The 24,894-nt window shown below is 61.0% G+C and carries 24 protein-coding genes and 2 pseudogenes; 14 read left to right on the top strand and 12 right to left on the bottom strand.

What is annotated here, in order from left to right; all coding sequences use genetic code 11:
• Nucleotides 1-121: 121 nt before the first annotated feature.
• Together E3Z29_RS24480 and E3Z29_RS24475 are read right to left on the bottom strand one after the other, a co-directional pair.
• Nucleotides 122-1,546 (bottom strand): MFS transporter, encoded by a 1,425-nt coding sequence (locus tag E3Z29_RS24480; protein ID WP_134787161.1) that lies wholly within the window; start codon nt 1,544-1,546, stop codon nt 122-124.
• A 125-nt stretch (nt 1,547-1,671) separates the two neighbouring features.
• Entirely contained in the window at nt 1,672-2,112 is a 441-nt protein-coding gene (locus tag E3Z29_RS24475) for a PACE efflux transporter (RefSeq protein ID WP_134787160.1), read from the bottom strand.
• 122 nt (nt 2,113-2,234) lie between these two features.
• Here E3Z29_RS24475 and E3Z29_RS24470 point away from each other — a divergent pair, with 122 nt between their 5' ends.
• Complete coding sequence (locus tag E3Z29_RS24470) at nt 2,235-3,107, top strand: LysR family transcriptional regulator (RefSeq protein WP_134787159.1); 873 nt, start codon at nt 2,235-2,237, stop codon at nt 3,105-3,107.
• Nucleotides 3,108-3,247: 140 nt separating this feature from the next.
• On the opposite strand, the gene E3Z29_RS24460 is transcribed toward E3Z29_RS24470, so the two are convergent.
• Complete coding sequence (locus E3Z29_RS24460) at nt 3,248-4,279, bottom strand: LacI family DNA-binding transcriptional regulator (protein WP_027612588.1); 1,032 nt, start codon at nt 4,277-4,279, stop codon at nt 3,248-3,250.
• A gap of 216 nt (nt 4,280-4,495) precedes the next feature.
• On the opposite strand from E3Z29_RS24460, the gene E3Z29_RS24455 reads away from it, so the two are divergent.
• Both E3Z29_RS24455 and E3Z29_RS24450 read left to right on the top strand, forming a co-directional pair.
• A complete protein-coding gene (locus E3Z29_RS24455) occupies nt 4,496-5,029 on the top strand; it encodes a gluconokinase (RefSeq protein WP_027612589.1) in 534 nt (177 codons plus the stop codon).
• Between the two features lie 82 nt (nt 5,030-5,111).
• The gene (locus E3Z29_RS24450; protein WP_097085886.1) at nt 5,112-6,467 is read left to right on the top strand and encodes a GntP family permease; all 1,356 of its coding nucleotides are present in this window, start codon (nt 5,112-5,114) and stop codon (nt 6,465-6,467) included.
• Between the two features lie 183 nt (nt 6,468-6,650).
• Here the strand turns inward: E3Z29_RS24450 and alaC are convergent, their stop codons facing one another.
• Nucleotides 6,651-7,868, bottom strand: coding sequence for an alanine transaminase (gene alaC / locus E3Z29_RS24440; RefSeq protein ID WP_095137080.1), 1,218 nt, complete (start codon nt 7,866-7,868; stop codon nt 6,651-6,653).
• Nucleotides 7,869-8,005: 137 nt separating this feature from the next.
• Between alaC and E3Z29_RS24435 the strand changes: the two genes are divergently transcribed.
• The 3 genes from E3Z29_RS24435 (at nt 8,006) to E3Z29_RS24425 (ending at nt 10,044) form a co-directional block, all read left to right on the top strand.
• Nucleotides 8,006-8,668 carry a LysE family translocator gene (locus tag E3Z29_RS24435; protein ID WP_134787158.1) on the top strand — a complete coding sequence of 221 codons (663 nt, stop codon included), beginning with the start codon at nt 8,006-8,008 and terminating at the stop codon, nt 8,666-8,668.
• 68 nt (nt 8,669-8,736) lie between these two features.
• A complete protein-coding gene (locus tag E3Z29_RS24430; RefSeq protein ID WP_134787157.1) occupies nt 8,737-9,231 on the top strand; it encodes a GyrI-like domain-containing protein in 495 nt (164 codons plus the stop codon).
• A 324-nt stretch (nt 9,232-9,555) separates the two neighbouring features.
• Entirely contained in the window at nt 9,556-10,044 is a 489-nt protein-coding gene (locus E3Z29_RS24425) for a GNAT family N-acetyltransferase (RefSeq protein WP_098965213.1), read from the top strand.
• Nucleotides 10,045-10,181: 137 nt separating this feature from the next.
• Here E3Z29_RS24425 and E3Z29_RS24420 read toward each other — a convergent pair whose 3' ends face one another.
• Entirely contained in the window at nt 10,182-10,787 is a 606-nt protein-coding gene (locus E3Z29_RS24420; protein ID WP_134787156.1) for a pyridoxamine 5'-phosphate oxidase family protein, read from the bottom strand.
• Nucleotides 10,788-10,805: 18 nt separating this feature from the next.
• Nucleotides 10,806-11,291 carry an N-acetyltransferase gene (locus E3Z29_RS24415; RefSeq protein ID WP_134787155.1) on the bottom strand — a complete coding sequence of 162 codons (486 nt, stop codon included), beginning with the start codon at nt 11,289-11,291 and terminating at the stop codon, nt 10,806-10,808.
• A gap of 141 nt (nt 11,292-11,432) precedes the next feature.
• Between E3Z29_RS24415 and E3Z29_RS24410 the strand changes: the two genes are divergently transcribed.
• From E3Z29_RS24410 to E3Z29_RS24400, 3 genes are read left to right on the top strand one after another with little or no spacing between them, the layout of a single operon-like run.
• Nucleotides 11,433-11,858 (top strand): nuclear transport factor 2 family protein, encoded by a 426-nt coding sequence (locus E3Z29_RS24410; protein WP_027612596.1) that lies wholly within the window; start codon nt 11,433-11,435, stop codon nt 11,856-11,858.
• A 40-nt stretch (nt 11,859-11,898) separates the two neighbouring features.
• Complete coding sequence (locus E3Z29_RS24405; RefSeq protein ID WP_134787154.1) at nt 11,899-12,243, top strand: YciI family protein; 345 nt, start codon at nt 11,899-11,901, stop codon at nt 12,241-12,243.
• Complete coding sequence (locus E3Z29_RS24400) at nt 12,236-13,465, top strand: RNA polymerase sigma factor (protein ID WP_134787153.1); 1,230 nt, start codon at nt 12,236-12,238, stop codon at nt 13,463-13,465. Before E3Z29_RS24405 ends, E3Z29_RS24400 begins: the two co-directional genes overlap by 8 nt.
• Before the next feature lie 106 nt (nt 13,466-13,571).
• On the opposite strand, the gene E3Z29_RS24395 is transcribed toward E3Z29_RS24400, so the two are convergent.
• Entirely contained in the window at nt 13,572-14,426 is an 855-nt protein-coding gene (locus E3Z29_RS24395; protein WP_134787152.1) for a LysR family transcriptional regulator, read from the bottom strand.
• A gap of 89 nt (nt 14,427-14,515) precedes the next feature.
• Here E3Z29_RS24395 and E3Z29_RS24390 point away from each other — a divergent pair, with 89 nt between their 5' ends.
• Nucleotides 14,516-14,953 carry a multidrug/biocide efflux PACE transporter gene (locus E3Z29_RS24390; RefSeq protein WP_098965205.1) on the top strand — a complete coding sequence of 146 codons (438 nt, stop codon included), beginning with the start codon at nt 14,516-14,518 and terminating at the stop codon, nt 14,951-14,953.
• Nucleotides 14,954-15,123: 170 nt separating this feature from the next.
• Here the strand turns inward: E3Z29_RS24390 and E3Z29_RS24385 are convergent, their stop codons facing one another.
• Nucleotides 15,124-15,879, bottom strand: coding sequence for an SDR family NAD(P)-dependent oxidoreductase (locus tag E3Z29_RS24385; RefSeq protein WP_123588718.1), 756 nt, complete (start codon nt 15,877-15,879; stop codon nt 15,124-15,126).
• Nucleotides 15,880-15,999: 120 nt separating this feature from the next.
• Here E3Z29_RS24385 and E3Z29_RS24380 point away from each other — a divergent pair, with 120 nt between their 5' ends.
• A complete protein-coding gene (locus E3Z29_RS24380) occupies nt 16,000-16,896 on the top strand; it encodes a LysR family transcriptional regulator (RefSeq protein WP_134787151.1) in 897 nt (298 codons plus the stop codon).
• A gap of 526 nt (nt 16,897-17,422) precedes the next feature.
• Here the strand turns inward: E3Z29_RS24380 and E3Z29_RS24365 are convergent.
• Together E3Z29_RS24365 and E3Z29_RS24360 are read right to left on the bottom strand one after the other, a co-directional pair.
• Nucleotides 17,423-19,039, bottom strand: coding sequence for an inorganic phosphate transporter (locus E3Z29_RS24365; protein ID WP_115989069.1), 1,617 nt, complete (start codon nt 19,037-19,039; stop codon nt 17,423-17,425).
• 334 nt (nt 19,040-19,373) lie between these two features.
• Nucleotides 19,374-20,397 (bottom strand): annotated as a pseudogene (locus tag E3Z29_RS24360) (transporter).
• 412 nt (nt 20,398-20,809) lie between these two features.
• On the opposite strand from E3Z29_RS24360, the pseudogene E3Z29_RS30015 reads away from it, so the two are divergent.
• From E3Z29_RS30015 to E3Z29_RS24350, 3 genes and pseudogenes are all read left to right on the top strand, one after another.
• Nucleotides 20,810-21,499, top strand: a pseudogene (locus E3Z29_RS30015) (methyl-accepting chemotaxis protein); the annotation flags it as partial.
• Between the two features lie 165 nt (nt 21,500-21,664).
• On the top strand, nt 21,665-22,432 hold the full coding sequence (locus tag E3Z29_RS30010) for a methyl-accepting chemotaxis protein (RefSeq protein WP_371921119.1): 768 nt from the start codon (nt 21,665-21,667) through the stop codon (nt 22,430-22,432).
• A 110-nt stretch (nt 22,433-22,542) separates the two neighbouring features.
• On the top strand, nt 22,543-22,989 hold the full coding sequence (locus E3Z29_RS24350) for a hypothetical protein (protein ID WP_134787150.1): 447 nt from the start codon (nt 22,543-22,545) through the stop codon (nt 22,987-22,989).
• Between the two features lie 126 nt (nt 22,990-23,115).
• Here E3Z29_RS24350 and E3Z29_RS24340 read toward each other — a convergent pair whose 3' ends face one another.
• The gene (locus E3Z29_RS24340; RefSeq protein WP_134787149.1) at nt 23,116-24,291 is read right to left on the bottom strand and encodes a GAF domain-containing sensor histidine kinase; all 1,176 of its coding nucleotides are present in this window, start codon (nt 24,289-24,291) and stop codon (nt 23,116-23,118) included.
• 161 nt (nt 24,292-24,452) lie between these two features.
• Entirely contained in the window at nt 24,453-24,758 is a 306-nt protein-coding gene (locus E3Z29_RS24335) for a PepSY domain-containing protein (protein ID WP_007917758.1), read from the bottom strand.
• Nucleotides 24,759-24,894 lie beyond the last annotated feature (136 nt).

The following is a 24,894-nucleotide window of genomic DNA, read 5'->3' as shown; positions in this document are numbered from 1 at the left end:
ATATCCGAGCAATTACCGTGCCTTTAAAGAAAGTTATTTTATTTCAACGTGTTAGTGATCTGGCATGTGCAACAAAGCGGTCATCCCTTGCCGTCGGGCGGCAGAGGATGACCGTGTAGCCTCAGCGATGGGCAATGTTTTCCAGCGCCAGATTGCGTGTGCGCGGGCCGAACCAGCCGATGGTCAGCATCACGATCAGCATGCTGCTGACAATGAACGCGAGCACCCCGGGCGTGCCGAAGTTGTCGAGGAACAGCCCGATCAACAGGCTGCTGAACACCGTCGACAAGCGACTGAACGAATAACAGAAGCCCACCGCCCGGGCGCGGATGTTGGTCGGGAACAGTTCGCTCTGGTACGAGTGATAACTGAAGCTCAGCCACGCATTGCAAAAGGTGATCATCACTCCGCAGACGATCAGGCCGAAGGCGCTGGTCTGCAACGCGAACAGAGTGCCGAAGGTCATCGCGCCGAGGGCTGAGCCGACGATCTGCCATTTGTTCTCGAAACGGTTGGCGAACTTGACGAACAGCAACGGCCCGAGCGGGTAGGCGAGGGTGATGATAAACGCGTACATCAGGCTGTGGGTGACGCTCACGCCCTGGCCGGACAGCAGCGCTGGCAGCCAGTTGCCGAAACCGAAGAAACCGATCGCCTGGAACACGTGAAACACGATCAGCATCAATGCCCGGCGCCGATACGGTGGTTGCCAGATGTCGGCGAAACGACCCTTGCCTTCGACATCGACGGGCACCGTTTCTGGAGCGTCCAGCGGTTGGCGGTGATCCTTCTCGCAGCGGGCTTCGATGTCGTCGAGAATCCTGTTCGCTTCATCGAAACGCCCATGTTGCGCCAGCCAGCGTGGCGACTCGGGAAGACGCTTGCGCAGCCACCAGATGAACAGTGCAAACACCGCGCTCGCCAACACCACCCAACGCCAGCCGGACACACCGAACGGCGCCTGCGGCACCAGCCACCAGGACATGAGTGCCACTGCCGGCACCGAGAGAAACTGCACGAAAAAGGCGAAGGCAAACGCCGAACTGCGCATGCGTTTGGGCACCAGTTCCGAGAGGTAGGCGTCGATGGTCACCAGCTCGATACCGAGGCCGATGCCCACCAGAAAGCGCATGCAGATGATGCCCAACGCCGAGCTTTGAATGCCCATCAGCACCGTGGCCACGGTGTACCAGACCAGCGCAAAGGTGAAGATCGCGCGACGGCCGAATCGATCGGCCAACGGGCTGAGCAGGCTCGCGCCGAGGAACAGGCCGAGGAAGGTCGCCGACGCGAACGCTGCCTGATCGGAGAAGCCGAACACGCCCTGATTGCCGGTGGCGAAGATCCCGTCACGGATCAGCCCCGGACTGATGTAGGCGGTCTGGAACAAATCGTAGAGTTCGAAGAAACCACCAATCGACAACAGCGCCACCAGTCGCCAGATGGTGGCGACGGCGGGCAGGCGGTCGATGCGGGCGGAAATCTCGGCGGCGCGTATCGGGTCGATGCCGTCGCTTTGCGCGGCGGCGGGGGCGTGAGCAGTCATCTGCGGATCCATTTTTTATTGATGGAAAAGATTAGCCTGCTATCGGAGTTCGCGGATTGTGAATTTCGGCGGTTAGCCCCGGAGAACCGCCGATTTCTTGCAATAACTGCTTACCAATTAACGATTTATGCCGCAGCGGTCGAATCGGGCAGCGCCGAGGCCGGCAAGCCGAAGAGGCGATCGAACAGCCAGTTGAAGGCAAACGTGTAGCACGGGATGAAGATGATCAGTGCCAGATCCAGCAGGAATGCCTGCACCAGACTGATGTTCATCCACCAGGCGATCAGCGGAATCAGGAACACGATCAGCGTCAGTTGAAAACCCACGGCGTGGGCGATTCGCCGTTTGACCGTGCGGGTGCGCGACTTCTGGCGGCTTTCCCAGTGCTCGAACAGCGAGGTGTAGATGAAATTCCAGGTCACCGCGATGGTAGTAATGATCACTGCCAGCGGGCCTGTGCTGCCGGGCGACGTGCCGGACAACAGCGCCAGGCCGAGGGCGGAGAAGGTCATGCCGATCACTTCATAAAGCGACACGTAGACCAGTTTGCGTTTGACGCCTTGCATGGGGATTTGCCTCTTTCTTGCAACGTGTTGGCCAGCGAGACTGGCGAAGACGGCGAAAGATAGCTTCAATAGGCGTGACAGAAAAAGTCAGTAGCTTTCAGTTTTGGTGATAGGTAGATGAAGTGAATTTCAACAGCGACAGCATCGAACTGTTCCTCGCCGTGATTGAGCGCGGCTCCTTCTCTGCAGCCGCCCGCGCTTTGGGCCGGGTACCTTCCGCGGTCAGCATGGGCATCGGCAACCTTGAGGCGGAGCTTGGCTATGCCTTGTTCGATCGCAGCCACCGCGAACCGCAGCCGACAGCGATGGCGCTGTCACTGGTGCCCCACGCGCGGCTGATTGCCGAGCAGCTTAAGCAACTGCAGGTGCACGCGGTGGAGTTGTCCCTGGGGCTGGAGAGCAAGCTGTCGATTGGCGTGGTCGCGGACATTGACCGGCGCCGCTTGCTCGCCGCGATCAAGGTGATTGCCGAGCGCCATCCACTGCTCGACATCGAAGTGCTGACCGCGCCGCAGGACGATGTGCTGGCAATGCTGCACAGTGGCCGCGTCAGCGTGTGTCTGGCGTTTGCCGGGTTGAGCATGAACGTGCTGGAGCGTTTTCAGTTTGTCGGCAGCGAACGGATGATCGCCACGCTGGCGGCGGACAGTCCGTTGTTGCAGGGGCAGGATCTGTTTCTCGAAGACTTGGTGCATGTGCGGCAGATCTTCGTCGCCAGTCGCGACTTGCCGATCAGCGAAACCCGGCCGCTGGTGGCCGAATCGCATTGGCGCACCGACACCCTGGAGACTGCGCTGGAGATGGTCGAGGCAGGGCTGGGCTGGGGCAATTTCCCGTTGTCGGTGGTGCAGCCGTGGCTGGACAGCGGGCGCTTGAAGCGACTGAATTTTCGCAACATCGAAAACGGCCTGGTACTGCCGGTGCACGCGGTGTGGCTCAAGAGCCAGCCGCTGCAAAAGGGCGCGTTGGCGCTCGTCGAACTGCTCAGCCACTGAGCCCAACACAAACCCCCTGTAGGAGTGAGCCTGCTCGCGATAGCGTTGTGTCAGGCGATGCATGTGTTGAATGACACACCGCTATCGCGAGCAGGCTCACTCCTACAGGGGGTGTGTTTCAACTCAGGATTTGGGAAGGATCAGGTACTCTCGCGAATCTTCAGTTCAAAACCCATATCCTCAACGGGCCGCGCCACGCTGTTGCCCGCCATCAACGTCAACATTTGCTCCGCCGCACGCCGGCCGATCGCCTCGCGTGGGGTGTTGATGCTGCTCAGGCGCGGCACCATGTGTTCGGACATCGGCAAGTCGTTGAAGCCGAGAATCGCCACCTGCTCGGGGATCTTGATCCCGTTGCGCAGCGCCTCCAGCAGCGCACCCTGCGCCAGGTCGTCGTTACCAAAGAAGATCGCATCCACATCCGGATGCGCCGCCAGCAATTGCAGAAACAGTTCACCGCCCAGGCCCACGGACGAGGAGCGCGGCGTCAGCACTTCCAGATCCGGGTCGTAGCGCCCGGCCTTCTGCAGGGCTTTGCGGAAACCTTCACCGCGCAACAAGGTGCGCTGATCCAGTTGCGCACCGATGTAGGCCAGACGCTTGCGACCGCGCGAGAGCAAATGTTCGGCAGCAGTTTCGCCGGCATTGAGCTGCGAGAAACCCACACAATTCACGCCGGCAGCGCTGTCCAGTTCCATCATGTACACGCAGGGAATATTGCTGGCCTCGATCATCCGCCGCGAACTTTCCGTGCGATCAAACCCGGTCAGCAGCAAACCACGCGGCTGATAAGCCATGTAGTTGCGCAACAGGTTTTCTTCTTCATCGCGCGAATAGTGGAAGTTGCCGATCAGCACTTCGAAGCCCTTGGGTGTCAGCACCCGATGAATGGCTTCCAGCGTATCGATGAACAGCAGGTTGGACAGCGATGGCACCAGCACCACCACTGAATGGCTCTGCGCTGAGGCCAATGCGCGGGCGGCAGGGTTGACCACGTAGTTGAGTTCAAGCGCGGCTTTCTGCACTTTTTCCACCAGTTCCGTGGCGACCGTGCTGACCCCGCGCAAGGCGCGGGAGGCGGTAATCGGGCTCACGCCGGCGAGGCGGGCAACTTCATTAAGGGTGGGACGGCCGGTGGTGCGAGTGTTTTTATCGTTTTTAGGGGTGGTCATCGGGCGGCTTGCCAAACAAAAATCAAGGCACTAAGGTAGCGCTGTCCTGATGCAGCTGCAAATGCGTAAGCGAGGTCCTGCCTGATCCTCGCTTTTCGGCGTTGGGCGAAAACCTGCTGCAACCCAAAAAAACGACAAGAAGGCGTCGGCAACTTCTGCCTGTGCACTAGAGTCATAGCTAGCAAAGGTAGCGCTGTCTGCGCGCTGAGGTGTTATATGAGTCATCCCATCACCGCCCTGGTCATCATGGGCGTTGCCGGTTGCGGCAAGACGTGCGTCAGCGAGGCCCTGTGCCAATTGAGCGGCGCCACTGCCATTGAAGGCGATACTTTTCATCCGGCCGCCAACATCGAAAAGATGAGCGCGGGGATCCCCCTGAACGACGACGACCGTGCCGGCTGGCTCGACAGCCTGTGCGATGAACTGCGTCGGGTCGATGCATCGGGTAAACGCCCGGTGCTGACCTGCTCGGCCCTTAAACACAGTTATCGCGAAGTGCTGCGCAGTGCTTTGCCGGGCCTGGGCTTCGTGTTTCTTGAGCTGACCCCTGAAGTCGCCGCCGACCGCGTATCGCATCGCCCAGGCCACTTTATGCCGGCAACGTTGATCGAAAGCCAGTTCGCCACCCTCGAATCACCAGTCGGCGAGCCGTTGACCCTGGCACTGAATGCTTCGATCCACAGCGTTGAAGAACTGGCGGCCCAGGCGCACGTCTGGTGGCAGGCCCATGGTCTGAAACAGGCGGTATGAGTGTGTTGAAAGAGCTAGCGCTGTCCTCACGAATTCTGTTTAACCCGCTTTAATAACAACAACAAGCCAGGAGACACCCCCAATGTTTGGCATGTCCCACGACGCCTACCTGCTGCTCGATGCAGTGGTCACGGTAATCGGCCTGATTATCCTGATCACCAAATTCAAGATTCACCCCTTTATCTCGCTGACCATCGCGGCCGCGTTCCTCGGCCTGACGTCCGGCATGCCGATCGGCACCATCATCAAGGCGTTCCAGGACGGCTTCGGTGGTGTACTCGGTTTCGTCGGCATCATCCTCGCGCTGGGCACCATGCTCGGCAAAATGATGGCCGAATCCGGTGGTGCCGATCAGATCGCGCAGACCCTGATCCGCGCCTTCGGCAAGGACAAGGTGCAGTGGGCAATGATGTTCGCCGCGTTCCTCGTCGGTATCCCGCTGTTCTTCGAAATCGGCTTCGTGCTGCTGATTCCGCTGGTGTTCATCGTTGCCCGGCGTACCGGTGTGTCGATCATCAAGATCGGTATCCCGCTGCTCGCCGGCCTGTCCGCCGTACACGGTCTGGTGCCACCGCACCCGGGCCCGCTGCTGGCCATCGGCGTGTTCGGCGCTGACATCGGCAAGACCATTCTCTACGGTCTGATCGTTGCGCTGCCGACGGCAATCATTGCCGGTCCGATCTTCGGTACCTTCATCGCCAAGCACATTCCCGGCACGCCGAATCAGGAGCTGGTCGATCAACTGGCCCGTGAAAGCGACGACTCAACCAAGTTGCCGAGCTTCAGCATCACCCTGATCACCGTGCTGCTGCCGGTGTTCCTGATGCTGCTGAAAACCTTTGCTGACGTGGCGCTGCCGGACGGTCACTTCTTCCGCACCTGGATGGACATGATCGGTCACCCGATCTCGGCCCTGCTGCTGGCCTTGCTGCTGTCGCTGTACACCTTCGGTCACAAGCAGGGCATCGGTTCGCAGCAGATGCTCAAGTGGCTGGACGCGAGCCTGGCGCCGACCGCCGCGATCATCCTGATCATCGGTGCCGGTGGTGGCTTCAAGCAGATGCTGGTGACCAGTGGTGTGGGCGACGTGATCGGCCACATGGCGGTCAGCGCGCAGATTTCGCCGATCCTGCTGGCGTGGCTGGTGGCGGCGGTGATTCGTATTGCTACCGGTTCGGCCACCGTGGCGACTATCACGGGCGCGGGCATCGTGGTGCCGGTGGTGGGGATGATTCCGGGCGTCAACCGTGAGCTGCTGGTGCTGGCCACCGGTGCCGGTTCGTTGATCCTGTCTCATGTGAACGACGCCGGCTTCTGGCTGGTGAAGCAGTACTTCAACATGACCGTGGCCGAAACCTTCAAGACCTGGACCGCGATGGAAACCATCCTGTCGGTGGTGGGCCTGGGCTTTATCCTGCTGTTGTCGCTGTTCGTCTAAGCAGCTTCTTGCAGACACAAAAAAACCGCAGCGATGCGGTTTTTTTGTGCACGACGATATCAGGATGAATGCATTACCCCTGTGGGAGCGGGCTTGCTCGCGAAAGCGGTGTATCAGTCGCTGAAAATGTTGACTGACACGACGTCTTCGCGAGCAAGCCCGCTCCCACAGGGGGGGTAGGTGTCAGGCAGTGGTTTTCGGGGCCAGGCCATCCGCCCGGAACATCCCGCGAATCCCGCGCACCGCCTGACGAATCCGGTCCTGGTTTTCAATCAGCGCGAAGCGCACATGGTCATCGCCATACTCACCAAAACCCACCCCCGGCGAGACGCAGACCTTGGCCTCGGCCAGCAGCTTCTTGGCGAATTCCAGCGAGCCGAGGTGCGCGTAGGCCTCGGGAATCTTCGCCCAGACGTACATCGACGCTTTCGGATTCTCGACCATCCAGCCCAGTTCATGCAGGCCTTTGACCAGCACGTTGCGGCGCTGGCGATACTGCTCGGCGATGTCGCGTACGCATTGCTGATCGCCTTCCAGCGCGGCAATCGCCGCCACTTGCAGCGGAGTGAAGGTGCCGTAGTCGTGGTAGCTCTTGATCCGGGCCAGGGCGTTGACCAGCTCCGGGTTGCCGACCATGAAACCGATGCGCCAGCCCGCCATGTTGTAGCTCTTGGACAGGGTGAAAAACTCCACCGCGATGTCCTTGGCGCCGGGCACCTGCATGATCGACGGGGCTTTCCAGCCGTCGTAGACGATATCGGCGTAGGCCAGGTCGTGAATCACCAGCACGTCGTACTGCTTGGCGAGGGCGATCACCCGTTCGAAGAAATCCAGCTCCACGCACTGCGCGGTGGGGTTGGACGGGAAACCGAGGATCATCATTTTCGGCTTGGGGATCGAACCGCGAATCGCCCGCTCCAGTTCATCGAAGAAGTCCACGCCCGGCACCAGCGGTACCGAACGCACCTGGGCGCCGGCAATCACTGCGCCGTAGATGTGAATCGGGTAGCTCGGGTTCGGCACCAGCACCGTGTCGCCCTGATCCAGGGTGGCCAGCATCAAATGCGCCAGGCCTTCCTTGGAACCGATGGTGACGATGGCTTCGCTTTCCGGGTCGATGTCGACCGCGTAGCGTTGCTTGTACCAGTTGGAAATCGCCCGACGCAGGCGCGGAATGCCCTTGGACGTGGAGTAACCGTGGGTGTCTTCACGTTGGGCAACTTGTACGAGTTTTTCGACGATGTGCGGCGGTGTGGCCCCGTCGGGGTTGCCCATGCTCAAGTCGATGATGTCTTCACCACGACGCCGCGCGGCCATCTTCAGCTCGGCGGTGATGTTGAAAACGTAAGGGGGGAGTCGATCTATGCGCGCAAAGCGGCGCGGCGAACCTTGTTCAGCCATTGTTGCCTCGGATAACGTAAGCGCCCGGAACCGTCCGAGCGACGCTGGTCACTGCGGTGACCTGTGGCGGAAGATAAGGGCAGCGGTGGCAGACTGTCCAGCGTGCACGACAATAATTTTTTCCAAGGAAATGCTTAATGGAATTCACCAGCGGCTTCTTGCTGAGCCTTTCGCTGTGCCTGGACATCGGCGTAGCCAACATCGCAATGATCACCCTGGCGATGCAGCGCGGTTACTTTCAGGGCTTCGCGCTGGGCCTCGGCACTTGCGTCGGCGACCTGATCTACGCAGTGCTGGCGCTGGCCGGGATGACCGTGCTGCTGCAGTACGAAAGCGTGCGCTGGGTGCTGTGGATCGGCGGGTCGGTGCTGCTGATCTACTTCGCGGCGAAGATGATCTATTCGGCGATCCATCACGAAGCGCAGTTGGCAGCGACCGCGGAGGTCGGGCAGAACTCCCATCGCAAGGAATTCTTCCGAGGGATCTTCCTCGCCATGTCCTCGCCCAGCGCGATCCTGTGGTTCGCCGCGGTTGGCGGCACCCTGATCGCCCGCTCCGGTGGCGGCGGCCCGCTCAGCTCGGCGCTGTTTCTCAGCGGTTTTCTCTGCGCCGGCCTGCTGTGGTCGGCCGGTCTGTGCTTTGCCGCAAGCCACGGCGGCAAGTTGCTCGGCGACAAGCTGTTGCGCTATTCCTACATGGCATCGGCGGCGATCTTCTGCTATTTCGCGGTTTACGTGATCGTATCCGGTTATAACGAGTTCGTTGGCTCCGGCGCTGCCGACCAGTTGCACGCCTTGTGACATTGCGAATCGGGTTTGGCTTCTATACTCAGCAGCCGAACCCCTAATTTTGTTCCAGGAGTCGAGTCATGGATGAGCAAAAACGCGTCGAAGTGGCGGAACCTCGCTTCGAACATGGACACTTCCTGCTGATCGCGGGATTTCGTGGTCGATTTACCCAGGACACGGCCAAGGACATCCCCGCGCTGTGGGAAAAGTTCTTGCCGCACCTGGGAAAGATACAGGGACAAAAAAACGAAGTGACCTACGGCGTCTGCAGCAATTTCGACGGCAAGGGTGGCTTCGATTACATCGCCGGGGTAGAAATCAGCAAGCTCGATGACCTCGACCAGAAGGTCTACCAGTGGGTCGAAGTGCTGCCCCGGCAGTACGCGGTGTTCGAGCACAAGGGACCGCTCGACCAGTTGCCGCAAACCCTGCAATACATCTACAAGACCTGGCTGCCGACCTCTCACTACGTGGAACTGAATGCCCCGGAACTGGAACGCTACAGCGCCGATTTCAATCCGCGACTGCACACCGGCAAACTGGAAATCTGCGTGCCGGTCGACAGCAAAACCTGAGTCCATGACGATGAGGCGGATCACTGATCCGCCTCATGTTGTTCAACCGCGCTTGCCCTTGCCCAGCCGTCGCGCCCGCAACAGGTCGATGCCCAGGGTGATAAAGCCGAACGTACTGATGCCCAACACCATCAACAGGCCGATTTCAACGCTGCTCATAAGCGGTTACCCCCAAGGGTGGTCAGAGACACAGCGCAGGAATAGCCCGTCAGCGGCACGAAGAGAAGCGCTTATACGCAGGCTTTACGCCCCCCGCGCGGATCGATATGAACACCTTATTCCTTTATGCTTTGCGCACTTTTCTCCGTTGATTTTCGAGCTGCCATGAACACCGTCATCCGCAACGTCACCGCCGCCGACCTGGATCGCTGCTACGCCATCGAAACCGTTGCCTACGAAGGCGATGAAGCCGCCACTCGCGAGAAGATCGCCACGCGCATCGCCACCTGGCCTGAGGGTTTCATCGTCGCCGAAGTAGACGGCGTAGTCGCCGGGTTCATCAACTCGGGCGCGGCGTTTGATGTGCAGATGTCCGACGAGGCGTTCAAGGAGCTGATCGGCCACGACCCGCAAGGGCCGAACGTGGTGATCATGTCGGTGGTGGTGCACCCGGACTATCAGGGGCAGGGCCTGGCCAAGCGACTGATGGCCGAGTTCATCGAGCGCATGCGCGGGATGGACAAGGCGACGATTCATCTGATGTGCAAGGAGAAGCACATTGCGCTATATGCCGGGTTCGGCTTTGCCTACATCAAGCCGTCGGAGTCCGACCATGGCGGGATGGCGTGGCACGAGATGATCCTGACCCTCTGAAAATCGCTGCAAGCCCAAATGTGGGAGCGGGCTTGCTCGCGAAGGCGGTGTGTCAGTTGCCAATGATTTATCTGACACGACGCCTTCGCGGGCAAGCCCGCTCCCACAGGGGAGCAGTGGTGACTCGTTGATAGGTGTCAGTAGAGAGTGTCGCTTACTCTTTTCGGTGCTTCGCGGTCGTAGGTCTCGGCGTCAAACTGCCCGTCATTCAGGCGCTTGTGAAACGCGCCCGCAGAGGGCAGGGCCGAGCGCGGCAGGTGGGTTTCCGGGTTCCAGGCGTCAGAGCGCACAAAGGCTTTCGAGCAGTGGAAAAACGCTGCCTCTACCGTCACCAGCAACACGGTTTTCGCCGGTTTGCCGTTCACCGCAAAGCTTTCCAGCAGCTCAGGATCGGCGCTGATGGTCGCGGTGCCATTGACCCGCAAGGTCTCGCCAATGCCCGGAATGATGAACAGCAACGACACCCGTGGATCGTGCAGCACATTGCGCAGGGTATCGATGCGGTTGTTGCCCGGGCGGTCCGGCAGGGCCAGGGTGTTTTGGTCAATGATCCGCACGAACCCGGCTTTGTCACCGCGCGGCGAATTGTCGAGACCGTCGGCGCCCACCGAGCTGATGATCACCAGCGGCGACAGGCGCACCATCGCCTGATAATCCTCGTTGAGAAAACCGATCTGCTTGCGCACCGCGCGGTCGTGGGGCAGGCCGTAAATAGCTTCCAGTGCTTCGATTGAATCGATCATCGTGCATCCCTCGATGACTTAGAAAAACAGTCCCATACGCCGCTCGTAACCGACCCGGCCCTTGTACGCTTCGCCGCTGTCGACGAAACCGTGTTTGGCGTACAGCGCGATGGCGGCATCGTTATCGGCATCCACCGACAGTTCCAGCCCCTTGATCTCCGGCCATGCTTCACGCGCCACCTCGGGCAGCGCCTGCAGGCAAGCCTTGCCGTAACCTTTGCCCTGCGCCCGGTGATCGACCTGCAAGGCGTGCAGGGTGGCGCTGTGTTCATCGGCCCAGTCCGGCAACACCGGTGGGCGCTTGAGCAGCAGAAAAGCCACCGGTACCTGATCGGCCAGCAGCGCGAAACCTTTGACGCCGGGTCCAGGTTTGGACAGCAGCGTGTGCAGCGCGCCGTGAATGTCGCCGGAGAACTTGATCTGCTCGGGATGGATTTCAATCGCCTCGACTTGCTGACGCTGCAAGGCGTTCAGGCGGTCGTACGGCACGAGTTGTGCTGACACGGGAATTTCCTTTTTCCTACAAAGATGAGCCTCGGATTCTAGCGATTTTGTGTTCTGCGGAAATTTTTTGTTTCGTCTGTCGATCCGCCCGATAGCCGAACGACTAAGGGTGTCTTCAGCACAAAAACCACGGAGAACACCATGAGCGCACAGACTGAAATCCAGACCCTGATCAATACCTACCGCGACGCGGTAATGACCAAGAACGTCGACAAGGTCATGACGTTGTACACCGACGACATCGTCTCCTTCGATGCGATCAAGGCCCTGCAATTCAAGGGCAAAGCGGCCTACCGTGCACATTGGGAAGCCTGCATGGAAATGTGTTCCGGCCCGCACGTTTTCGAGTTTCACGAGATCGCCATCGAGACCGCCGACAACCTCGCCTTCGCCCATTGGGTAACGCATTGCGGCGGCACCAACGACAAGGGCGAAACCCAGAGCTGCTGGATGCGCGCCACCGCGTGCTATCGGCAGGTCGGCGGGACGTGGAAGATCGCTCACGAGCACTGGTCGGCACCGTTCGATCCGATGAGCGGCAGCACGCTGTTCGATGTGCAACCCTGATCTTCAGCCATAGTTGATCCGTTCGAATCAGGAGAAAACCATGAAGTATTTATGCCTGGTCTACAGCGATGAGCGCCTGCTGCACAACTCGCCCGACAGCCCGGAAGACGCCGAGTGCTGGGCCTACGCCGAGTCGATTCAGGGCAGCGGGCGGATGGTCGCGGCCGAAGCGCTGGAGTCGGTGCAGACCGCAACCACCGTCCGGATGCGCAACGGCAAACTGTCGATCACCGATGGCCCGTTCGCTGAAACCAAGGAGCAACTGGCCGGTTTCTACCTGATCGATGCCAAGGATCTCAACGAAGCGATTCAGGTCGCCGGCAATATTCCGGCGGCCCGGGTCGGCAGCGTTGAAGTGCGTCCGGTGCGGCAGTTGAATGTCTGAAGTCCGGGCGCGGGTCGAGCAGGTCTATCGCGAAGACTCGCGGCGGATTCTGGCGACCCTGATTCGCCTGCTCGGGGATTTCGACCTCGCCGAAGAAGCCTTGCACGAGGCGTTCTTCGTCGCGGTCGAGCGCTGGCAGCGCGACGGTGTGCCGGACAATCCGCGCACCTGGCTGGTGTCCACCGGGCGTTTCAAGGCCATCGATGTATTGCGCCGCCGCGCCCGCTTCAAGGCCTCGCAGCCGCTGTTGCTGGCGCAGCTCGAAGAATTGGAACAGGCCGACTGGAGTGGCGAAGACGTGGAAGACGACCGCCTGCGGCTGATCTTCACCTGCTGTCACCCGGCGCTGGCGGCGGATGCGCAGGTGCCGCTGACCCTGCGTGAAGTCTGCGATCTGACCACCGAGGAAATCGCCCGCGCGTTTCTCTCCGCACCGGCGGCGATTGCCCAGCGCATCGTGCGGGCCAAGGCGAAGATTCGCGATGCAAAAATCCCTTATCAAGTCCCCAGCCTGAGCGAACTGCCCGAGCGCCTCGACAGCGTGTTGCGGGTGATTTATCTGGTGTTCAACGAAGGCTATTCGGCATCGATGGGCGCCGAGCTGACCCGTGAGGATCTGACCCGCGAGGCGATTCGGCTTGGGCGGTTGCTGATGGAGTTGCTGCCGGAACCGGAGGTCATGGGCCTGCTGGCGTTGATGCTGTTGCACGAATCACGTCGGCCGGCGCGCACTTCGCCCAGTGGTGAACTGGTGCTGCTGGATGACCAGGATCGCTCGCGCTGGGATGCCGGGTTGATTGCTGAAGGTTGTGCGCTGGTGGAGCGGGCGCTGACCACCCGAAGGTTCGGGCCGTATTGCCTGCAAGCGGCGATCGCCGCGGTGCATGCCGAAGCGCCGTCAGCGGCAGAAACCGATTGGCAGCAGATCGTCGGGCTGTATGACGTGCTGTTGCGGGCGGTGCCGTCGCCGGTGATCGAGTTGAACCGCGCGGTGGCAGTGGCCAAGCGCGATGGGGCGCTGGCCGGGCTGACGCTGATCGAGGGGATTCTGGATCGCGGTGAGTTGCAGGATTACCACCTGGCGCATTCGGCGCGGGCGGAGTTTTGTCGGCAGTTGGGCCGGGTGGAGCAGGCGCGGGCGGCGTATCGGCGAGCACTGGAACTGACCCGGCAAGAGCCGGAGCGGCGGTTTATCGAGGGGCGGCTGAGCGAACTGGATTGATCCCAGGAATTCATTGGCAGTGCCGGCCCCTTCGCGAGCAAGCCCGCTCCCACAGGCGATCGCATTCCAACTGTGGGAGCGAGCTTGCTCGCGAATGGGCGCGCCGCTATTCCAGCATCTTGCTCAGCAACCAGCTCCCCGCCGGCCCCGGCGGATACAGCCGCGACCACAACGCATCGACATACACCGGCCGCGGCCAGCCGCGCACCGTCAGTTCCACCAGCGAGCCATTACCGAAACGCGCCACCAGCCAGCGCGGCAGCGCCGCCCAGCCAAAGCCCATCTCCGCCATTTCCATCAGCATCAGGTAACTCGGCGCCGACCACACCCGGCCCTTCGCCCGGCTGTCGTAGGGATTGACGATGGTCGCCAGGCGCAACTCGCGATGCTGCTCCAGCACCTGCTGGTCGACCCGTTCGACACGGGTCAGCACATGATCATCTTTGACGAACAGCGCCAGGTCAGTGCGCTCGGCGACGGTCGAGGTCACCAGATCCGGCGGATAGGTGTCCTGCATTTCGGCAAACGCCAAGTGCGCGCGGCCACGCTGGACCAGTTCGATCAGGTCGTCACACTCGGCGATCAAGCATTCCAGTTCCAGGTCCGGATAACGCTGCTCGAAGCCGACCAGTGCCGCTTCGAAGCGCGCCGATTGATAGGTGTCGGAAATCGCCACCGTCAGCTTCGGCTCCACGCCTTGGGCCAGTTGCCGGGCGCTCATTTCCATACGACTGGTGGCCGCCAGAATCGCCTCGGCCCGTTGCAGCATCACGTGCCCGGCCGGTGTCAGGGTCGGTTTGCGGCTGCTGCGGTCGAACAGAATCAGGTCCAGATCGATCTCCAGGCTGGCCACTGCCGCACTGATGGTCGACTGACTGCGCCCCAGCTTGCGCGCCGCTGCCGAAAACGAACCCTGAGTGGCCGCTTGCACGAACGCCAACAGCACTTCTTGCGAAGCCATGAACTATCGCCTTGATCGATGGTTATTGGTTATGAAGTATCGGTATGAGGGCAGATTATGGCAACCCTCTTCACTCAAGGAGTCAGGCCATGACTGCCAACAAATCCATCACTGAACGTATCTTCCAGGCCATCGGTTTCGAGTGTCTGGCGATCCTGATCTGTACCCCGTTACTGGCGTGGATCATGGACAAACCGCTGCTGGACATGGGCGCGGTGACCGTGCTGATCGCTCTGCTGGCGCTGGCGTGGAACGTGCTGTTCAACGGCTTTTTCGACCGCATGCTCAAGCGCCTGAACGTCGCGCACAACGCCTGGACGCGGGTGGTCCACGCGCTGCTGTTTGAGGGCGGATTGATCGTGATGGGCGTGCCGCTGATTGCCTGGTGGTTGTCGGTCAGCCTGTGGCAGGCGTTCTTGCTCGACATCGGCGTTCTGCTGTTTTTCCTGCCGTACACCTATGTGTATCACTGGGGGTATGACGTGGTGCGCGAGCGCCTCGTGACCCGCCGGGTATGCGCGGGATAAGCACAACCTGTGGCGAATGCAAAACCTGTGGCGAGGGGATTTATCCCCGATGGGGCGCGTAGCGGCCCCTCTTTTTATCCAGAAAAGAAGGGCCTGCTGCGCAGTCCATCGGGGATAAATCCCCTCGCCACAGAGGCTCTTACCAAGAAAGTTTTTAGTGAATGGGGGGGTTAGAGGAACATCCCGCCCGATGCCTCGACCCGCTGCCCGTTGATCCACTGCGCACCCGGCGCCAGCAGCATCGACAGCGCACCCCCAATATCATCCGGCTGCCCGGCGCGACCCAGTGCGGTATTGCTCGCGACCATCGCGTTCAACGCCGCGTTGTCGCGCACCGCACCGCCACCAAAATCAGTCTCGATCGCGCCCGGCGCCAGTATATTCACGCCGATCTGCCGCGCGCCCAGTTCCTTGGCCTGATAGCGGGTCAGCACTTCCATTGCGCCTTTCATCGCCGCGTAGGCGGCATAACCCGGCAGGCTGAAGCGGGTCAGGCCGCTGGAGATGTTGATGATGCGCCCGCCGTCATTGATCAGCGGCAGCAGTTGCTGAGTCAGGAAGAACGGCCCTTTGAGCTGGATATTCATCAGCAGGTCGAACTGTTCCGGGGTGGTCTCGGCGAACGCCGCGTGCACACCGATCCCGGCGTTGTTGATCAGGAAGTCGAAACGCGGACGGTCCAGTTGCTGCAACGCTTGTTCAACTCGTTTGGCGAAATCGGCAAAGGTTTCGCTGCGACCGACGTCCAGTTGCAGCATCACGGCTTTGGCACCGCGTTGTTCCAGTTCAGCCACCAGCGCCTGGGCTTCATCGGCGCGGCTGTTGTAGGTGCCGATGATGTCCACGCCTTCGGCGGCGAGGTGCAGGGCGGCGTTCTTGCCCAGGCCACGGCTGGCACCGGTGATCAATGCGATTTTGCGGCTCATGTGAAATCCTCGATTGCGGTGAGTGGTGATGAGCAAAGTTTATTTATCCGCCATGGGGTGATAAACAGACTGAAACCGGAATCACTGATCGACTCAGCCGAACAATCTACGGGTGTCCTCATGAACAAACTGGAACTGCTGCGCACCTTCGTCCGGGTCAGCGAACTGTCGAGTTTCACCCTGGCCGGCGAGAGTCTCGGGTTGCCGCGCTCGACGGTTTCCGAACATGTGCAGGCCCTGGAAACCCTGCTCGGCACGCGCCTGCTGCAACGCACCACGCGCAAGGTGCAGGCGACTCAGGACGGCCTGGTGCTGTATGAACGCAGCAAGGATCTGCTGTCGCACATGGACGAGATCGAGGGGCTGTTTCGGCAGGATCCGGCGTCGCTGAGCGGGCGGATTCGCGTCGACATGCCGAACATCCTCGCGCGGCGCCTGATCATGCCGCTGCTGCCGGAGTTCATGGCGCGCCACCCGAATCTGGAACTGGAAATCAGCAGCACCGACCGCCGTGTCGATCTGCTCAGCGAGGGTTTCGATTGCGTGGTGCGCATCGGCGCGCAGCCGGATCAATCGGTGGTGGCGCGGCACTTGGGCGACTTCCCGATGATCAACTGCGCCAGCCCGGCGTACCTTGAGCGCTACGGCGTGCCGCAGACGCTGGAGGATCTGGCGCAGCATCGGCTGGTGCACTACGTCGGCGTGCTAGGTTCGCGCTCGGAAGGGTTTGTGTATGAACAGGACGGACAGGTGCGGCGATTGCCGATGGCTGGCAGCGTCACGGTCAACAGCACCGATGCTTACGAGTCGGCGTGCCTGGGCGGCTTCGGCCTGATCCAGGTGCCGCGCACCGGCATGCAGCCGCATCTGGACACCGGTGAGCTGCTGACTGTGCTGCCGCAGTTCACCGCGCCGGCGATGGCGATTTCAATCCTGTATGCACGGCAACGGCACTTGCCGCTGCGGGTGCGAGTGTTCATGGAGTGGTTGGGCGATGTCATCCGTTCCACTCTCTAATGCCTGACACAAATCAAACTGTGGGAGTGGGCTTGCCCACGAAGAGGCCGGCCCATTCAGCATCGATGTTGACTGATCTGACGCCTTCGCGAGCAAGCCCGCTCCCACAGGGGGGGGCGGTGGGTGAAGTATTCGGGGCTGGTCGCGATCCAGGGTGGGAGTGGGCTTGCCCACGAAGAGGCCGGCCCATTCAGCATCGATGTTGACTGATCTGACGCCTTCGCGAGCAAGCCCGCTCCCACAGGGGTGGACGGTGGGTGAAGTATTCGGGGCTGGTCGCGATCCAGGGTGGGAGTGGGCTTGCTCACGAAGAGGCCGGCCCATTCAGCATCGATGTTGACTGATCTGACGCCTTCGCGAGCAAGCCCGCTCCCACAGGGGGGGGGCGGTGGGTGAAGTATTCGGGGCTGGTCGCGATCCAGGGTGGGAGTGGGCTTGCTCACGAAGAGGCCGGCCCATTCAGCATCATTGTTGACTGACCTGACGCTTTCGCGAGCAAGCCCGCTCCCACAGGGATCTAAGTCGATCAGAAGATCTGGGTGAACAGCCAGTACAGGCTGCCCGACAGCAGAATCGCCGCCGGCAAGGTCAGCACCCACGCCATCAGCAGATTGCGGATGGTCTTCATCTGCAAACCACCGCCATTGGCGACCATGGTCCCGGCCACGCCCGATGACAGCACGTGAGTGGTCGACACCGGCAAACCGAACATGTCCGCCGCGCCGATGGTCAGCATCGCCACGGTTTCCGCCGAGGCGCCCTGGGCATAGGTCAGGTGGGTCTTGCCGATTTTTTCACCGACCGTCACCACAATTCGTTTCCAGCCAACCATGGTGCCGAGGCCCAGGGCGATGGCCACGGCGATCTTCACCCACAGCGGGATAAAGCGTGTGGCGTTGTCGATCTGCTGTTTGAACAGTTGCAGTTTGTCAGTGGTGTCGGCGTCGAAATTGCCGACCTTGTTTTTGTCCATCAGGCGAATGCTTTCGCTGGCCAGGTACATGTCGTTACGCACGTTGCCCATGGCCTCGGCCGGGACTTTCGACAGCGAGCCATAGCCTTTGACCTCTTCGCCAATGTGTCCGGTGAGAGCGGCGAGGGCGGGGATCAGTTGCGGCGTGGCTTGCTTGCTGCGCACGTAATCGGACAGTACCGGACGCGGATCCACCGGGGCTGGCAGCGGGGTGTTTTTCACCAGCGCTTGCTGGGTGACTTCGGCGACGGCAGCGAACTGCAGCGCCTGATCGGCGGGCATGGTGCGGTTCAACGCGTAAGCCATCGGCAAGGTGCCAACCAGAATCAGCATGATCAGGCCCATGCCTTTCTGCCCGTCGTTGGAGCCGTGGGCGAAAGACACGCCGGTGCAGGTGGCGATCAGCAAACCGCGAATCCACCACGGTGGCGGGTTGTTGCCTTCCGGCGCCTTGTACAGCGCGCGATTCTTGATGAAGGCGCGCATGGCCAGCAGCAACAGCGCCGCGCAGCCGAAGCCCACCAGCGGCGACAGCAGCAGGGCGTAACCGATCTTGGTCGCCTGTGCCCAGTCCACGCCGCTGGTACCGTCGCGCCCGTGCATCAAGGCATTGGCGACGCCGACGCCGATGATCGAGCCGATCAGGGTGTGGGAAGAGGAGGCCGGCAGGCCCAGCCACCAGGTACCGAGGTTCCACAGGATCGCCGCGATCAGCAGGGCGAAGATCATCGCGAAACCGGCGGACGAACCGACCTGCAGAATCAGCTCCACCGGCAGCAAGGCGATGATGCCGAACGCCACCGCACCGCTGGACAGCAACACCCCGAGGAAGTTGAAGAAGCCCGACCAGACCACCGCCACGTTCGGCGGCAGCGAGTGGGTGTAAATCACTGTCGCGACCGCGTTGGCGGTGTCGTGGAAACCGTTGACGAACTCGAAGCCCAGCGCAATCAGCAGCGCTACGCCGAGCAGCAGGAACGGGGTCCAGGTGGTGACAGTGGTGCCCAGCTCATGCATGTCGTGCATCAGGCTGTAAGCGGTGAACAACATCCCCATGGCGAGCACCGCGAAGAACACCACATAAGTGAACGGCCCGGGTTTTTTATCAAGTGCCGGCCGGCCGCCGTGGGCGGACGTGGGGCGGGCGGCGGTCAGGGAGGGAGTAGCCATGAGCGGACAATCCTGAGCGAGGGAAGGAGTGTCGGTCATGATCGTTGCTAAATATTACAGAGAGACTGCGGCAGGTCAGTGTTTGGCGGATTAGCCTCACCGCTGATCTGTTGAGCCCATTCCTGAGTGCAGGAGGGGAAGTTGATTTAAGGTGAGCTGTTTGTGGTGAGGGGATTTATCCCCGATGGGTTGCGAAGCAGCCCCAAAAACCATTCATCTCGGTTTATCAGCTAAAACGCGTCCACCGGATATACGACTGCTACGCAGCCGATCGGGGATAAATCCCCTCGCCACAGGACCTCTGTCACCACAATGGATCTGTGGTGGGCAAGGGTCAGTAATCCCCACGCTTGCGAAACGCCCATCGCCCGGCAATCACGGTAAACGTCGCCACCAGCGCCACCAGAATCCAGAACCCTTCCGGATCCGTCGCCAGTGGCACTCCCCCCACGTTCATGCCAAAGAAACCGGCAATGATGTTGATCGGCAGCGCCAGCACCGTGACCACGGTCAGGGTGAACAGGGTGCGGTTGCTCTGTTCGTTGAGGTTGGCGGCGATTTCTTCCTGGAGCAGTTTGATCCGCTCGCCGAGGGCGGTGAGGTCGTTGATGATCAGCGCGAACTCCTCGGTGGATTTGCGCAGCTCCTTGACGTCCTCCTTCTGCAGCCACGGCGGCGGACGGTTGAGCAGGCGCAGCAGCGAACCCGGCTCCAGCGCCAGCAGCCGTTGCAGGCGCACCAGTACCCGGCGATTGGCGCCGAGTTCGGCGCGGTTGGTCGACAGCCGTGAGGAGAGCAATTCGTCCTCGACCTGATCGACGCTCATGCTGGTCTTGCGCACGATCTGCGTCAGCACTTCGCCCTGATCACGCAGCAAGTGCACCAGCAGTTCCGACGGCGAGCGAAAGCATTCGCCGGGCCTTCACCGACGAACGCAATTTGTCCACCGAGTGCAGCGGTTGCAGGCGTGCGCTGACGATCAGTTTGCTACGCACGCAGACCCACAGCGTCGACACGTCTGAGGAAACCATGCTGCTGAGGTTGAACACCACGTCGTTGACCACTGCCAGCAACGCCGAGTCAACGTGTTCGATGCGCGTCGAGCGCGAACCTTCGTGCAGCGCCTCGAAAAACTCTTCGGGCAATTGCAGATGACTCTTCATCCAGCGCTCGCACGCGGCGTGCGCCAGGTTCAGGTGCAGCCAGAGGAATTCATCACTGTCGCTGTCGTCTTGCAGACAACGCAGGGCGGTCGCCGAATCGACTTCGCGGCCACGTTCACCGGGACGAAAACGGAAGCCGTAAAGCAAACCGAACAAATCAGGATCGCGATGACTGAGATCAAGGCTGTGGTTCATGGAGGCTCGCTGCGAGGAGGGCGCGTCGGTCGCGGAATGGCAGGTTCACTGAGCCGCATCATCGCAATCACACATGACGCTTGTGTGACTGCAAAATGACAGTGATCGTGATCATTACCGGCAATCCTGTGGGAGGGGGCTTGCTCCCGAATGCGGATGATCATTGAGTGATGATGTGGATGACACGCCGCTTTCGCGAGCAAGCCCGCTCCCACCCTGTGCCATGGTCGATCACAGTCTCTTAATTCACCTACCAATGGTCGGATTTTCTTCAAGAAGCGCTCTGGTACGCCGATCACGCTTGGGTTACGTTGCGCGCGCTTGGCCATGAGCCAAGGCTCGCCGACACGGATGTCCGGCAAAATTCCACGCCTTACCGGGCGTGCCTCATCCCTGTCCTGAGTATCTCGCGATGCTGCAAAAATCCTTGAGAGCACAAATTCTCGCCCTGCTGGGCGGCAGCCTGCTGGCGATGCTGTTGATCGCACTGGCCTGCTTTCATTTCCTGTCCAACGGCGTGCAGAACTACAGCCAGTTGATCGCCGGCCCCTTGCACACCTCACAATTGATTGACGAGGCCAACCTGCAATTCAAGGTGCAGGTGCAGGAGTGGAAAAACGTCTTGCTGCGCGGCAAGCAACCGGCGGACCTGGCCAAGTACTGGAGCCAGTTCGAAGATCGTCAGCGCGATGTGCAGAACATTCTCGGTGAACTGGCCGGTCAGAAAGGCCTTGAGCCGGCGCTGAAATCCCGCATCGAACGCTTGCGTGATGAGCACCGCCAACTCGGCAGCGCCTACCAGAAGGGCCGCGATGCCTATGTCGCTGCGGGTGCCGATCCAACGGCTGGCGACAGCGCCGTCAAAGGCGTGGACCGCGCCACCAGCGATCAGATGAGCGAACTGGTCGCCGAGCTGCGCAAGCAGGGCACCGAACAGTCGGCGCAAATCAGCGCCAGTGCCGACAGCACCGTGCTGCTGGGGATACTGGTGATGCTCGGCTCGGGTCTGCTGATCGGCTTGCTGAGCCTGTGGCTGGTCAACCGCAACCTGATCGAGCCGATCCGCAAGCTGATCGATTACGTTACCCAGTTGAGCCGTGGGCGCCTCGCCGAACGCGTTGCCAACGACCGTCAGGACGAGTTGGGCAACCTTGCCGCCGCGGCCAATACCCTGCGTGATTTCCTCGCCGAAACCTTCACTCATCTGCAACGCAGCGCCAGTGATCTGGACAGCGCCAGCGGCGAACTGAATGCGATCGCCACGACCATGGCCGGCGGCACCAACGAGCAGTTCAACCGCACCGATCAGGTGGCCACGGCGATGAACGAAATGTCTGCCACTGCCCAGGAAGTCGCCCGTCACGCGGCGGATGCGGCGCGGGCTGCCGACGATGCCGACCAGTCTGCCCAGCAGGGTGAAAAGGTCATGCAGGGCACCATCCACACCATCACTAAGATGCGTGGCGAAATTGCCAACACCGCTGAAGTGATTCGTCGTCTGGAAAGCGACAGCGGCCGCATCGGCAAGGTGCTGGAAGTGATTCGCGGCATCGCCGAGCAGACCAACCTGCTGGCGCTTAACGCGGCGATTGAAGCGGCGCGGGCCGGTGAAGCCGGACGCGGTTTTGCGGTGGTCGCTGACGAGGTGCGCAATCTGGCGCAGCGTACGGCCGAGTCGATCATCGAGATCAACCAGATCATTCAGAACGTGCAGACCGGTGCCGTGGACGCCGCGCAAGCGATCGAAAGCGGTCAGGCGCGCAGCGACGAAAGCGTCGAGCAAGTGACTCAGGCCGGTGCGATGCTGGAGCGCATCACCCACGCAGTGGAAGCGATCCGCGACATGAACCGCCAGATCGCTACCGCCGCCGAAGAGCAGACCTCGGTCGCCGAAGACATCTCGCGCAACCTGACCGAGATTACCTCGATCGCCAGCACCAACCTCAACAGCGTGCAGCGCACCGAAAGCGCCAGCCAGAACCTGCACGGCCTGTCCGGGCAACTCAACGAAGTCACCGCACGCCTGAGCGCCTGACGTCCGCCGACGTGTACCGGTTCGGTTACCGAGTCGGTACACAGTCGATCTCAAATCCGTGCGACTGCCGCCGATGGCCGGTTATCTATAACCGGCATTGGAGCCCTCCCATGGTCAGCATCACCTCTGTTTCGATCAATCAGACCGTCAGCACCGCCACCAGCAAAACCAGGATCAGCGACGCGAGTGACGACACCTCGCCCCCTGCAACCAGCAGCGCGGGCGTCAGCGCCGATACCAGCAAAGTGGCGGCTGGCGGGGGCGCGGCTCCGGCAGGCGACAGCAGTTCCGACAGCAGCGGTGAATCGGATTCGGTGAAAGAATTGCGCAAGCAGATCGCCGAGCTGCAAAAGCAATTGCAGGAGCAACAGCAAGCGCTGCAAGCGGCTCAGGCCAAGCAGGAAGACGCGGATGCCAAGGCTGCCGACGTGGCGTCCGCCGAGTCGCAAATCTCCAGCACTTCGGCTTCGTTGCAGACGGCCACGGCGGCGTTGTTGCAGGCGTTGCAGGATTCCGGGTCGAGCAGCTCGGGGTCGTTGGTCAGCACTTCGGCTTAAGCATCACCGCAATACTTTTGTGGGAGCGGGCTTGCTCGCGAATGCGGTGTTTCAGTCACCGAAAATATTGACTGACACGACGCCTTCGCGAGCAAGCCCGCTCCCACAGGGGATTTGTGGTGTGTCTTAGATTGTGGGCAGGCTGAAGGTGAACAATGTGCCGCTCTGTGCGGTGGACGCCACATGCAAATGCCCGCCATGGGACTGGGCGATCTGGCTGGCGATGTACAGCCCCAGACCGAGCCCGGCCTGGGGCGCGCTGCCGGTCGGGCGCGAGTAAGGCTGGAACAGGTGCGGCAGGATCGCCTCGGGAATATGCCCCTGATTCTTTACCGCCAGCATTAACGCGCCGTGCTCGAGCTGCGCGATGACCTCAATGTCGCCCTCCGGGTCGCCATGGGCCACGGCATTGGCCAACAGGTTCGACAGCAGTTGAGCAATTCTCGCGCGGTCACAGGGCAAGCCCTGCAAGTCGCCGATGGACGCACGAATCGTGCGCTGCGGATGCACGTTGCGAATCTCCGTCACCACTTGTTGCACGGCTTCGGTCAAATCCGCGCAGGGCTGGATATCCACCGGAATACCCTTGCCCAACCGTCCGCGAGCAAAGTCGAGCACGTCATCCACCAACCGCGTTGCCCTTTGCGCACTGCCAAGGATATTGCGTACCCGCACCTCGATGGCCGGATCCGGATGCTTGCGCAGAAGCATTTCGGCGCCGGCGCTGATGGCGAACAACGGGTTGCGCAAGTCGTGGCCGAGCACGGCAATGAACTGTTCGCGCAACTCGGCGGTTTCGCGTTCCTGCAACAACGCGGTTTCGGTGCGCTGCGCGTTTTCCTCGGCTTCGATCTGCAACGCGAGCATCCGCGCGAACGACTCCATGGTGCTCTGGATGCTGCTCGACTTGAGTTGTGCCGGGTTCGGATCGAGCGCGCAGATCGTGCCGAAAAACCGTCCGTCAGTGCGGAACACCGGCACCGAGATATAACTCTCGAATTTGTACAGGCGCGGGGTGTGATGATCGCGGTAGAGCGGGTCTTCGCTGGCCTTGTCGATCACCACCGAGGTGTGCGCAGCACGGATTTCGTGGCACAGCGTGGTGACCACATCCAGCTCGCCACCAACCTGCAGGCCGAAATCCAGCTGGTCGAGGACGGCGCAGGCTGTCCACGAATCTTCGGTAACCCGCGCTACGGCGGCAAACCGCAGGCCGGTCAGTTCGCGGATCACTTGAAGGATCGCCGGAACCGCGCTGATCCGTCCGATTGTCGCGATGTCTGCTGCCGCTGTCTGCCCCATGCCCATCGCTCTCGGCTGCAATCGTTTATCTGATGCTCGCCATACTAGCAGTCTGATGGCGGTTTTGGCATCCCTTCAGGCTGCATCCGCGTGATTCGCCGGGCAACGGACGCAAAAAAGCCGCACGATCGCTGATCGTGCGGCTTTGCTTTGGCGGTGTATCAGGTGTCTTGCTTGTTGCTCAGCACTTTGCCGGTGGTGGCGTCGAAGTCGACGTCGAACTCTTTGCCATCGGCGGTTTTCAGCTCGACTTCGTACTCGTAACCGTTGAAGTGGTTATCCAGGTCGGTGTCGGTGATGGTCGCACCCGGGTGCAGTTTCAGTGCCTCGGCGTTCATCGATTCGAGCGACTTGATCTTGCCGGATTTGACCAACTCAGGGATCTGGTCGACACGCACATCGGCTTGGGCCAGGCCAGCGGTGAGGGTCAGGGCAGCGGCGGTAAACAGGGCAGTCAAAGTTTTCATCGGGTCATTCCTTGGGGTGTTCGTTGAAGTGGGCTCAGGTTAACCACCGCAACTTAATTCACCCTTAAAACCCCACATCGCGTGCAGCGCTCTTGTGGGAGCGAGCCTGCTCGCGATGCGGACAACCCGGTCTGCT

The sequence above is a fragment of the Pseudomonas sp. S150 genome, from assembly GCF_004526365.1.
Classification (GTDB): domain Bacteria; phylum Pseudomonadota; class Gammaproteobacteria; order Pseudomonadales; family Pseudomonadaceae; genus Aquipseudomonas; species Aquipseudomonas putida_A.
The sequence above is the reverse complement of the archived record's forward strand: the minus strand, read 5'-3'. Positions and strand labels throughout refer to the sequence as shown.